This window comes from Pseudomonas sp. PDM26 (assembly GCF_019219185.1).
In the GTDB taxonomy this organism is placed as follows: domain Bacteria; phylum Pseudomonadota; class Gammaproteobacteria; order Pseudomonadales; family Pseudomonadaceae; genus Aquipseudomonas.
In genome coordinates this window covers 156933-168683 of record NZ_JAHUWC010000011.1, presented here as the reverse complement: position 1 = coordinate 168683, position 11751 = coordinate 156933, and the positions used below count along the sequence as shown (strand labels likewise).

Annotated in this window: 8 protein-coding genes; all 8 read right to left on the bottom strand. The window is 61.9% G+C overall.

The window, feature by feature from the left end; all coding sequences use genetic code 11:
* Window positions 1-87: 87 nt before the first annotated feature.
* Window positions 88-1266 carry an NAD(P)/FAD-dependent oxidoreductase gene (locus KW849_RS21460; protein ID WP_218431165.1) on the bottom strand — a complete coding sequence of 393 codons (1179 nt, stop codon included), beginning with the start codon at window positions 1264-1266 and terminating at the stop codon, window positions 88-90.
* A 130-nt stretch (window positions 1267-1396) separates the two neighbouring features.
* Complete coding sequence (gene dbpA, locus KW849_RS21455) at window positions 1397-2734, bottom strand: ATP-dependent RNA helicase DbpA (RefSeq protein WP_256357322.1); 1338 nt, start codon at window positions 2732-2734, stop codon at window positions 1397-1399.
* Window positions 2735-2839: 105 nt separating this feature from the next.
* Entirely contained in the window at window positions 2840-4267 is a 1428-nt protein-coding gene (mdtD, locus tag KW849_RS21450; protein ID WP_256357315.1) for a multidrug transporter subunit MdtD, read from the bottom strand.
* A 155-nt stretch (window positions 4268-4422) separates the two neighbouring features.
* On the bottom strand, window positions 4423-5760 hold the full coding sequence (locus KW849_RS21445; RefSeq protein ID WP_218431163.1) for a TldD/PmbA family protein: 1338 nt from the start codon (window positions 5758-5760) through the stop codon (window positions 4423-4425).
* On the bottom strand, window positions 5760-7202 hold the full coding sequence (locus KW849_RS21440) for a TldD/PmbA family protein (protein WP_218431162.1): 1443 nt from the start codon (window positions 7200-7202) through the stop codon (window positions 5760-5762). The genes KW849_RS21445 and KW849_RS21440 overlap by 1 nt, the downstream gene beginning before the upstream one ends.
* 269 nt (window positions 7203-7471) lie before the next feature.
* The gene (gene betA / locus KW849_RS21435) at window positions 7472-9172 is read right to left on the bottom strand and encodes a choline dehydrogenase (protein WP_218431161.1); all 1701 of its coding nucleotides are present in this window, start codon (window positions 9170-9172) and stop codon (window positions 7472-7474) included.
* A gap of 210 nt (window positions 9173-9382) precedes the next feature.
* A complete protein-coding gene (gene betB / locus KW849_RS21430) occupies window positions 9383-10855 on the bottom strand; it encodes a betaine-aldehyde dehydrogenase (protein WP_218431160.1) in 1473 nt (490 codons plus the stop codon).
* A gap of 62 nt (window positions 10856-10917) precedes the next feature.
* Window positions 10918-11511 carry a transcriptional regulator BetI gene (gene betI, locus KW849_RS21425; protein ID WP_218431159.1) on the bottom strand — a complete coding sequence of 198 codons (594 nt, stop codon included), beginning with the start codon at window positions 11509-11511 and terminating at the stop codon, window positions 10918-10920.
* Between the last annotated feature and the right edge of the window lie 240 nt (window positions 11512-11751).

Sequence of the window (11751 nt, the reverse complement as noted above, 5' to 3'; positions counted from 1 at the left end):
CGAAGGCTGCGATCTTTTGATTTTGCTTTTCAAGATCAAAAGATCGCAGCCTCGTTTCACTCGGCAGCTCCTACAGGGGTGGTGCGATCAGACGTACTGCGCGGCGGCATACCCGGATGCCCAGGCCCACTGGAAATTGAACCCGCCCAGATGCCCGGTCACGTCCAGCACTTCACCGATGAAGTACAGCCCCGGGCTTTTCAGCGATTCCATGGTCTTGGACGACACTTCATTGGTGTTGACGCCACCCAGGGTCACCTCGGCGGTGCGATAGCCTTCGGTGCCCGCCGGCACGACTTTCCAGCTCGCCAGTTTTTCCGCGATATCGGCCAGTTCCGCGTGGGTGTACTGTTTCATCGGTTTGGAGACGAACCAGTTGTCCGCCAGCAGGTTGGCCATCTTCTTGGTGAAGATTTCCCCGAGCAGGGTTTTCAGCTCGCTATTGGGACGTTCGGCCTGCTGCTGTTGCAACCAGCCTGGCACGTCGTGATCCGGCATCATGTTGATCTCGACGGTATCGCCAGACTCCCAGAACGACGAGATCTGCAAAATCGCCGGGCCGCTGAGGCCGCGGTGGGTGAACAGGATGTTCTCGCGAAAGCTCTGGTCGTTGCAGCTCACCAGGCAATCCACCGACGTGCCAGACAACTCGGTGCACAAGGCCTTGAGCTGATCGGTGATGGTGAACGGCACCAGACCAGCGCGGGTCGGCAGCAGTTCGTGGCCAAACTGTTTGGCCACCTGGTAACCGAAGCCGGTGGCGCCCAGGGTCGGGATCGACAGGCCGCCGGTGGCGATCACCAGGGATTCGCACGTTATCTGGTCGAGCGTCGTGTCCAGCAAATAGCCCTTTTCGAGCTTCTCGATGGTCTGGATCGACGTGTCCAGGTGCAGGCTGACGCCGACCTGGTCGCACTCATTCAGGAGCATTTCCAGGATGTCGCTGGATTTGTTATCGCAAAACAACTGGCCGAGTTTTTTCTCGTGATACGGCACGCCATGCTTGGCCACCATGCCGATGAAATCCCACTGGGTGTAGCGGGCCAGGGCGGATTTGCAGAAGTGCGCGTTCTGCGAGAGGAAATTGCTCGGTTCCGTGTACATGTTGGTGAAATTGCAGCGGCCACCGCCCGACATCAGGATTTTCTTGCCGGCCTTGTTGGCATGGTCGAGCAGCAACACCTTGCGCCCGCGCCCGGCGGCGGTCAGTGCACACATCAACCCTGCGGCGCCAGCGCCAATGATCACGACTTCGGTAGAGCGCAAAACGGTGTCCTCAGTATTACGTACCTGTAGGAGCTGCCGCAGGCTGCGATCTTTTGATTTTGCTTTTAAAAAACAAGATCAAAAGATCGCAGCCTGCGGCAGCTCCTACACAGGGAGATGTGTGGCGTTATTACAGGATGCGAACGCGCAACGAACGGCCCTTGATCTTGCCGTCGTTCAAGCGCTGCAAGGCCTGCTTGGCGACGCCGCGCTCCACGGCCACATAGGCCTGGAAGTCGAAAATCGCGATCTTGCCGACCTGGGCACCGGGGATGCCGGCGTCACCGGTCAGTGCGCCGAGAATGTCGCCCGGGCGAACCTTGTCCTTACGGCCGGCAGCGATGCACAGCGTGGTCATCTGCGGCAACAGCGGACCACCGCCCTTGGAGGTGAGGTTGTCGACCTGATCCCAGGTCAATGGCGTCTGCTGCAATTGCTCGATGGCTTGTGCGCGCTGTGCTTCGGACGGCGCGACAAGGCTGATCGCGAGGCCTTTCTCACCGGCGCGGCCAGTACGGCCGACGCGGTGGATGTGGATTTCCGAATCACGGGCCAGTTCGACGTTGATCACCATGTCCAGGGAATCGATGTCGAGACCGCGGGCGGCAACGTCGGTGGCGACCAGCACCGAAGTGCTGCGGTTGGCGAACATCGCCAATACCTGGTCGCGGTCACGCTGTTCCAGATCGCCGTGCAGGCCGACGGCGGAAATGCCTTTGGCGGTCAGGTGGTCGACGGTTTCCTGAACCTGCTGCTTGGTGTAGCAGAAGGCCACGCAGGAGGCCGGGCGGAAGTGGCCAAGGACCTTGGTCACCGCACTCATGCGGTCATCCGGGGAAATCTCGTAGAAGCGCTGCTCGATCTGCGTGTCGTCGTGGAACGCTTCGGCCTTCACCTGCTGCGGGTTACGCATGAACTTCGAGGCCAACTGCTTGATGCCTACCGGGTAGGTGGCGGAGAACAGCAGGGTCTGGCGACGCTCCGGGGCCTGCATGATGATTTCTTCGATGGAATCGTAGAAACCCATGTCGAGCATGCGGTCGGCTTCGTCGAGGATCAGGGTGTTCAGGCCGTGGAGTACCAGCGAGCCCTTGCGCAAGTGCTGCTGAATACGCCCCGGGGTGCCGACGATGATGTGCGCGCCATGCTCCAGCGAAGCGATCTGCGGGCCGAGGGACACGCCGCCGCACAGGGTCAGGACCTTGATGTTGTCTTCGGCACGGGCCAGGCGGCGGATTTCCTTGGCGACCTGGTCAGCCAGCTCGCGGGTCGGGCACAGGATCAGCGCCTGGCAACCGAAGTAGCGCGGATTGATCGGGTTCAGCAGGCCGATGCCGAACGCGGCGGTCTTGCCGCTGCCGGTCTTGGCCTGGGCGATCAGGTCCATCCCCTTGAGGATCACCGGCAAGCTTTGCGCCTGGATCGGCGTCATCTGGGCATAACCGAGGGAGTCGAGGTTAGCCAGCATGGCGGCGGACAGCGGCAAAGTATTAAATTCGGTGGCGATGGTGGTCACGGGACTGGCCTGCAAAACAAAATGTCGCGCAGTGTACCAGCCCGGTGGCCATTCGCCCTAAGGCTCTATGTGCTGTTCCGGACGTTTAACACGCCGTCCGTCATTCTTTGACAGTTGCGAGAAGATCGTAGCGGCCAGCATCGCCATGATTCCGACGGTCACGAAGGTCAATTGGAATGCCCCCAAAACCGTGTCCACGCCGTCATTGCCAATCTCCGCCGTAAAGCCACCGAGCAGCGCACCCGCACACGCAACCCCCAGGCTCAGGGACAATTGCGCGACCACCGACAGCAGGCTGTTGCCGCTGCTGGCGCTGGCGTCGTCGAGGTCGATCAGGGTCACGGTGTTCATCGCGGTGAACTGCAAGGAGTTGATCGCCCCGAGGATCGCCAGCAGGCACAGCAGCAGCCAGTACGGCGTCTGCTCGCTGACCAGGCCCATGCTCGCCAGCATGATCCCCAGCGCCAGGGTGTTGCCGGTGAGCACGACGCGATAACCCAGACGCTCGATCAGCGGCCGCGCGACCCACTTGGCGATCATCGCCGCCGCCGCCAGCGGCAGCATGCTCATCCCGGCCTGGGACGGCGAATAGCCCAGCGCCACTTGCAGCAGCAACGGCACCAGAAAGGGCAGGGCGCCGCTGCCGAGACGGGCGAACAGGTTGCCGATAATGCCCACGGCAAAGGTCCGGGTCTTGAACAGCGACGGCGCGAACAGCGGGTTATCGATATGCCCGGCACGCAGCCAATACGCCGCCAGGCAAGCCATGCCGCCGAACAGCAGCAACATTACCCGCAAATGCGGCAGGTGCAGTTCGCCGAGGCCTTCCATGGCGATGGTGATCAGAATCATCGCCGCGCCGAACAGCACGAAACCCAGGCTATCGAATCGGGTGCGCTCGGTGCCGCGAAGGTCGGGGATGAATTTCCACACGGCGTAGCAACCGACGACGCCGACGGGCAGGTTGATCAGGAAGATCCAGTGCCAGGTCAGGTATTGCACCATCCAGCCACCCATGGTCGGGCCGATCAAAGGGCCAAGCAACCCGGGAATGGTGATGAAACCCATGATCCGCACCAGTTCCGAACGCGGGTAGGCGCGCAACACCACCAGCCGCCCGACCGGCAACATCAACGCGCCACCCAGGCCCTGGATCACCCGGGCACCGATCAGCATGGTCAGGCTGCTCGACAGCGCGCAGAGCAGCGAACCGAAGCTGAACAACAGAATCGCGCTGAAGAAGATCTTTCGGGTGCCGAAGCGATCGGCGATCCAGCCCGAAGCCGGGATCAGCAACGCGACCGTGAGCATGTAGGCGATGATCACGCCCTGCATGCGCAATGGGTCTTCGGCCAAGTCGCGGGCCATGGCTGGCAGGGCAGTGTTGAGAATCGTCCCGTCGAGGGACTGCATGAAGAAGGCGATGGCGACGACCCACGGCACCCAACGGGCGGTGACAGCGTCGAGAGGTGGGCGGTTGGGCATGGGACCTCTTCTGTAGGAGCGAGCTTGCTCGCGATGGACGTGAACGATGATGCGTGCTGTCTGAATAAATGCGCTGCCTTCTCATTCTTCGCGAGCAAGCTCGCTCCTACAGGAATTGTGCTGTCCATGTGGGAGCGAGCCTGCTCGCGAAGCTTTTAAAGGGTCAGGGTCAATCGGCTGACCAACGCCCCTGGCAACAACGCCGAAGCCGTCGCCCGCTGGCTATATGTACTTGCCGACAGCAACAACTCCCGCTCCTCGGTCAATGCTTCCAGCTGCGAACCGAGCAGGCTGAAAGCACTGTCATCAAAACGCATGGTGCTGACCGGTGCCTGGATCTCGCCGTTCTCGACCCAGAACGTGGCAAAGCGGGTCATGCCGGTCAGGCGTGCGGCCGGTTGATCCGAGAAGTTCAGGTACCACAGGTTGCTGATGTACAGCCCCGTGCCCAATTGCTTGAGGATGTCCGCGTCAGGCAATGCCCCGGCTTTCATGTTCAGTGCGCTCGGTGATTCACCGCCGCTGGCGCCATTGGCAGTCAAACCGTATTCAGCGGCGCTGCGCGAGCCGACCAGTTGCGCCCCGGCCTTGCCGTCGACGATCAACGCCAGGTCGCTGCGCGGATAACCCTCATCGGAAAACGCCGGGCTCAGCGAGCCGCTGACTTTTTCATCCAGCGAGACCAACAGGCTGAAAGCGCTGTCACCCCCGTAGAGCTTCTGCAGCGGGCTGCTTTTGCTGGCAATCGACTGTGCCGAGAAACCACCCCAGCACAGCATGCCCATGATTTCTTCCAGTGCCGCCGGTGCCAGGTAGGCGCGGTATTGGCCGGGCGCCAAGGTGCGCAGCGGCCGACCCAGAAACTCAAGCTGTTCGCGGGCTTGCTGGAAGCGTTTGGCAAAGCCATCGCTGCTCCAGTCGTGCCCGGCGTAGCTGGCTTTCACGGCCTGGCCATTCTCGTGGAACAGGCTGAAGTCGAAATTGAAACTGTTGGCCTGATGCCAGCCGAAGGCGCCCGAAGAACTGGCAAAGCCACGACTGATAGGCCCTGCAGCATAGAATCCGACCAGATCCAGGCCTTCGGCGGCCTGGGTGATTTGCGCGACGACCTGCTCGGTGTCCGGCAGCGGGTGCGACTGCACGTTGTTGCTCTGCCAGCCGTTGTGGTTGAGCAGCAAGTACGGGTCCGCAGGCAACAGTGGCAGGGTTTCACGCAACTGTTGCAGACCTTCGCTCAGGCGCTGCGCATCCACCTGCGGATCGCCGGCCAGGGTGATGTGCAGGTCGGCATGGCGGCCTTCGTTGATCAGCTTCAGGCCGATACTCGCCTGCTGCACCTGACCGGCCTGACGCACCTTGGCGTGGTTGAAACGCACGAAGGCCGACGACTCGGCGGCGTAGCTGAGGGTGAACTGCTCAGGCTCGCGAAGCGCTTCACGCAAGCTATTGACCAGTGCCTTGAACGACGCGGACTGGCTGTTTGAAGGATTCATCAGGCGTCTCCTCCGAATACATCAACGTTGCTGAACACGCAGGCCGGTGATGCGTGACCGACGCGGATCACCTGGTTCGGTTCACCCTTGCCGCAGTTCGGTGTGCCGAGGACCTTGAAGGTACTGGCATCGCCGACGGCGCTGAGGCTCTTCCAGAATTGCGCGGAGATGCCCCGGTAATTGGGGTTCTTGACCACGCCCTTGAGTTCGCCGTTTTCGATAATTTGGCCCCATTCGCAGCCGAACTGGAATTTGTTGCGCGCATCGTCGATCGACCATGAGCGGTTGGTCGACATCAGCACGCCGTGTTCGATACCGCCGATCAGCTGTTCGATGGACTGATCACCGGGCTCGATGTTGAGGTTGGCCATGCGGTCGATGGGTGGGCGGTTCCAGCCGCAGGCGCGGCTGTTGGCGACGCCGTCCATGCCGGCACGGAATTGCGACAACGCACCACCCAGCGGGCGCAGCAACAGGCCTTCACGGATCAGGAACTGTTTGCTGGCGGGTGTGCCGTCGTCGTCATGGCCGTAGCTGGCGAGTTCTTCGGGGATGTCCGGGTCGAAGGTCACGTTGAGCAGGCCGGAGCCGTATTGCAGGCGGCCGAAATCACTGGCTTTGACGAAACTGGTGCCGGCGTAATTGCGCTCGTCGCCGAGGATGCGGTCCAGCTCCAGCGGATGGCCGATGGACTCGTGGATTTGCAGCATCATCTGGTCGGGCATCAGCAGCAGGTCGCGCTTGCCTTGCGGGGTGTTCGGCGCCAGGAGCAATTGCAGGGTCTGATCGGCCACCTGGGCACCGGCACCGATCAGGCCGCAGCGGCTGATGACGTCCGCCGCGCCTTGCTGGCCGAAGTTCTCGCGGCCAAGGCTGCGGGTCTGGCTGTCGTTGCCGTCGTAGGCCGTGACGTCCAGGCCAGGGTAGACAAAGCGTTGGGCCTGGCGCAGTTCGGCACCGGCGCTGTTGAGGTAAATCTGCTCGACGTGGGTGATGCCGAGGCTGACCTGCCAGTTCACCACGCGCTCGTCCTTGGGCACGGCAGCCGACTCGGTGCCGAGCAGTTGGTAGCAGTCGCTCAGGGACGGGAAGGCCTGCCCGAGGTTGGGCGAAAAGTAATCGGCGCGGTCGCTGGAAACAGCCTGTTCACGCAGGTCCAGCAAGGCGTGGGGCTTGAGTCGGCGGGCCTGGAGTTCGGCGCGTTCGAGGGCGGCTTGCAGGCCTTGTTGCGACAGGTCGTTGGTCGCCGCATAGGCCTCGACGCCATTGACCCGCACGGTCAGCATCGCCCCTTCGTCACGGCTCAGGCTCGGCGGTTCGGCGACGTTCTTGCGCACCGACAGGTACTGCCCGGATTCGCGCACATAACGCAGGGAAAAGAATTCGGCACCCGTGCGCAAGGCAGCGAAGCGCTGCTTGAGCTGGGGATGGAAATCGAACATTCGTGAACCTCCTGGGTGTGGAGTGGCGATGGAGCTGTGTTGCGAGGGGAGGGGTGAAACGATTGCGTGGCGCTAGATTAGGCCTGCGCGGGGGGAGGATCAAGGGTGGAGAGCGGTCTAGAGCGGAGATGCTTTGGGGAGGGGGGGGTGTCTGGTCGGGTCTCATCGCGAGCAGGCTCGCTCCTACATTCAACCGCATTCCCATGAGGGAGCGCGATCAACTGTAGGAGCGAGCCTGCTCGCGATTGGCCGTGACGCGGTGTAACGCCTTACGCCGTCTGGCTCAATTCCCGCACCGGCTTGCCCTTCACCGGCGCTTCACCAGCCACATAGTAAGTGGCGGTGCTGCGCGGCAACGGCTTGCGGCCACGGATCTTGTCGGCGATTTTCTCGGCCATCATGATCGTCGGTGCGTTGAGGTTGCCGGTGGTGATGATTGGCATGATCGAGGCATCGACCACACGCAGGCTTTGCATGCCATGCACGCGACCTTCGCCATCGACCACGGCCATTTCGTCGGTGCCCATCTTGCACGAGCAGGACGGGTGGAACGCGGTTTCGGCGTGCTCGCGGATGAACTTGTCCAGCTGCTCGTCGCTTTGCACGTCGATGCCCGGGCTGATCTCGCGGCCACGGAAGGGGTCCAGCGCAGGCTGCTGCATGATTTCACGGGTCAGGCGAATGCCGTCGCGGAACTCCTGCCAGTCCTGCTCGGTGGCCATGTAGTTGAACAGGATGCTCGGGTGCTGGCGCGGGTCTTTGGACTTGGCCTGGATGCGACCACGGCTTGGCGAACGCATGGAGCCCATGTGCGCCTGGAAACCGTGCTCTTTCACACCGTTGCTGCCGTTGTAGTTAATCGCCACCGGCAGGAAGTGGTACTGGATGTTCGGCCATTCGAATTCCGGACGGGTGCGAATGAAACCGCCGGCTTCGAACTGGTTGCTGGCGCCGATGCCGGTGCCGTTGAACAGCCATTCGGCACCGATGGCCGGCTGGTTGTGCAAGAGCAGCGACGGGTACAGCGAGACCGGTTGGGTGCAAGCGTATTGCAGGTACAACTCAAGGTGATCCTGCAGGTTTTCACCGACCCCCGGCAGGTCGTGGACCACTGGAATGTCGAGCTTGTTCAGCAACTCGGCCGGGCCGACGCCGGAGCGTTGCAGGATCTGCGGCGAAGCGATGGCGCCGGAGCACAGCAGGACTTCCTTGCGTGCTTTGACTTCTACACGCTCTTCAGCGGCGCCGACCAGGTAACGTACGCCGACCGCACGCTTGCCTTCGAACAGGATCTTGTCGGTCAGGGCATGAGTGACGATGGTCAGGGTCGAACGCTTCTTGGCGACGTCCAGGTAGCCGCGGGCGGTGGAGGCACGACGACCCTTGGGCGTCACGGTGCGGTCCATCGGGCCGAAGCCTTCCTGTTGGTAGCCGTTCAGGTCTTCGGTACGCGGGTAACCGGCCTGCACGCCCGCTTCCACCATGGCGTGGAACAGCGGGTTGTTGCCGGCTTTCGGTGTGGTCACGCTGACTGGGCCGTCGCCACCGTGGTAGTCGTTCGGGCCGATGTCACGGGTTTCCGCTTTACGGAAATACGGCAGGCAGTCCAGGTACGACCAGTCTTCCAGGCCTGGCAGTTTCGCCCAGCCGTCGTAGTCCATGGCATTGCCGCGGATGTAGCACATGCCGTTGATCAGCGAGGAACCGCCCAGGCCCTTGCCGCGACCGCATTCCATGCGACGGCCGTCCATGTGTGGCTCAGGATCGGTTTCGTAGGCCCAGTTGTAGCGACGGCCTTGCAGCGGGAACGCCAGGGCGGCCGGCATTTGCGTGCGGAAGTCCAGGCGGTAGTCCGGGCCGCCCGCTTCGAGCAGCAGGACGGTGACGCCTGCGTCTTCGGTCAGACGGGTCGCCAGGGTGTTACCGGCCGAGCCGGCACCGATGATGATGTAGTCGAATTCTTGGGACATTGAATGCACCCTCTTTGAAGTTGGTCAGGTCGCGCACCGAGTTGCCAATCGTTGTGGCGAGGGAGCTTGCTCCCGCTCGGCTGCGCAGCAGTCGCAAAGTCAGCGACTGTGTTCTGTCTGCATGAACGCGGTGTCTGAAGTTGGGGCCGCTTCGCAGCCCAGCGGGAGCGAGCTCCCTCGCCACAAAAGGCCCCACAGGCTCGCAGCGGATCAGAACACCGAGACGTAATCGCCCAGTTCGACCTGTACCGATTTGATGCGGGTGAAGTTGTTCAGCGAGCTGATGCCGTTCTCGCGGCCGACACCCGACTGCTTGTAGCCGCCGACCGGCATCTTCGCGTCGGACTCGCCCCAGGCGTTGATCCAGCAGATACCGGCTTCCAGTTGATGAATCACGCGGTGCGCGCGGTTCAGGTCGCGGGTGACGATACCGGCGGCCAGGCCGAAGTCAGTGTCGTTGGCGCGACGGATCACTTCTTCTTCGGTTTCGTAGGTGAGGATTGCCATCACCGGGCCAAAGATTTCTTCACGCACGATGGTCATGTCGTCGGTGCAGTCGGTGAACACGGTCGGGGCCACGAATGCACCTTTGGCGAATTCGCCGTCGGTCAGGCGTTCGCCGCCGCACAGGACGCGGGCGCCTTCTTCCTTGCCCTTGGCGATGTAGCCCAGCACGCTTTCCATGTGGGCGAAGCTGACCAGTGGGCCGAAGTTGGTGTTTTCGTCTTCCGGGTTGCCGACGCGGATGCGCGCAACGCGCTCAACGATCTTGGCTTCGAAAGCGGTTTTCAGGTGAGCCGGTACGAACACGCGAGTGCCGTTGGTGCAGACCTGGCCGGAACTGTAGAAGTTGGCCATCATCGCGGTGTCGGCAGCGCGATCGAGGTCGGCGTCGTCGCAGATGATCAGCGGGGATTTGCCGCCCAGTTCCATGGTCACGTCCTTGAGCGACGAAGCCGAAGCGCTGGCCATGACTTTCTTGCCGGTATCGGTGCCGCCGGTGAAGGAGACTTTCTCGATGCGCGGGTGCTCGGTCAGCCAGGTGCCGACTTCGCGGCCGCTGCCGGTCAGGACGTTGAACACGCCGTTTGGCACGCCGGCTTCGGTGTAGATCTCGGCCAGTTTCAGGGTGGTCAGCGAGGTGACTTCACTTGGCTTGAAGATCATCGCGTTACCGGCCGCCAGGGCAGGTGCGGATTTCCACAGGGCGATCTGGATCGGGTAGTTCCACGCGCCAATACCGGCCACGATGCCCAGCGGCTCGCGACGGGTGTAGACGAACGAAGTGGTGCGCAGCGGAATCTGCTCGCCTTCGATGGCCGGTGCCAGGCCAGCGTAGTACTCCAGCACGTCAGCGCCGGTGACGATGTCGACGTAGCGGGTTTCGGAGTAGGCCTTGCCGGTGTCCAGGGTTTCCAGGGCGGCCAGTTCGTCGTTGCGCTCGCGCAGGATTTCCACGGCGCGACGCAGGATGCGCGAACGCTCCATCGCGGTCATTGCAGCCCAGATTTTCTGGCCCTTTTCGGCACTGACCACAGCGCGCTCGACGTCTTCCTTGGTCGCACGTTGTACTGTTGCGAGGACTTCACCATTAGCCGGGTTGATGGCTTCGAAAGTGGCGTCGCTGCTGGCGTCACTGTAAGCGCCATCGATGTAGAGTTTTTGCAGTTCGAAACGGGCCATAAAGTCCTCGCAAGAGCATTAAGTGGTTGGCACGGTCCGGTGGTTGAGCGTTTATGTGTGCTCTAACTCACCCGCTTGGCCAGTTGGATATCCATGTATTCGTAAGCGATCCGTTGCGCCTGCCCGGTGTCGAAAGCATCTCCCGACAGCGCGCCGCGCAACCACAAGCCGTCGATCAACGCTGCCAGGCCCCGGGCGGCACTGCGCGCATCATTGAGCGGCAGCACACGGCGGAACTGGCAGCACAGGTTGGAATACAGACGGTGATCGTTGATCCGCTGCAACCTGTGCAAAGACGGCTGGTGCATGCTGGTGGCCCAGAAGGCCAGCCAGGTTTTCATTGCCGGACCATTGACCTGGCTGGCGTCGAAGTTGCCTTCGATGATCACCTGCAGATGCGCCCGGGGGCTGTCATCTTTCAGCGCCTGTCGGCGCGCGGTGACGTTCTCGCTCAGGACAGTCATCAGGTGCCCCATGGTGGCGGCGATCAGGCCATTCTTGTCCTGAAAGTAGTGACTGATGATGCCGTTCGAGACACCGGCCAAACGGGCGATCAGCGCAATGCTGGCGTCCCCCATTCCGACCCGATCGACGGCCTGCAAAGTGGCTTCGATCAATTGCTGGCGGCGGATGGGTTGCATACCGACCTTGGGCATCTTGCACATCTCCTTAGGCCTTCCGGTGGACGTAGGACGGCTACCGGGTTGAAGGCCAGTCTATTTTGTTTTGATTGAACGTTCAATCAACAAAGAATAAGATCTGCGACAAATCGTCGCTGCCTACAGATTTTTCCTACATGTAGCGACGGAAAAAACGACTTCCGAAACTGCTCGAAACCTACGCGCTGCGGCGCTCCAGGGGTTTCGGGCTTTTTTCGGGCTGTCTTTATATCACCC

Bases quoted from the DNA above. Each gene is read 5' to 3' on its own strand.
- dbpA (WP_256357322.1), bottom strand. From the start codon at position 2,734: ATGCTGGCTAACCTCGACTCCCTCGGTTATGCCCAGATGACGCCGATC.
- mdtD (WP_256357315.1), bottom strand. From the start codon at position 4,267: ATGCCCAACCGCCCACCTCTCGACGCTGTCACCGCCCGTTGGGTGCCG.
- KW849_RS21445 (WP_218431163.1), bottom strand. From the start codon at position 5,760: ATGAATCCTTCAAACAGCCAGTCCGCGTCGTTCAAGGCACTGGTCAAT.
- KW849_RS21440 (WP_218431162.1), bottom strand. From the start codon at position 7,202: ATGTTCGATTTCCATCCCCAGCTCAAGCAGCGCTTCGCTGCCTTGCGC.
- betA (WP_218431161.1), bottom strand. From the start codon at position 9,172: ATGTCCCAAGAATTCGACTACATCATCATCGGTGCCGGCTCGGCCGGT.
- betB (WP_218431160.1), bottom strand. From the start codon at position 10,855: ATGGCCCGTTTCGAACTGCAAAAACTCTACATCGATGGCGCTTACAGT.
- betI (WP_218431159.1), bottom strand. From the start codon at position 11,511: ATGCCCAAGGTCGGTATGCAACCCATCCGCCGCCAGCAATTGATCGAA.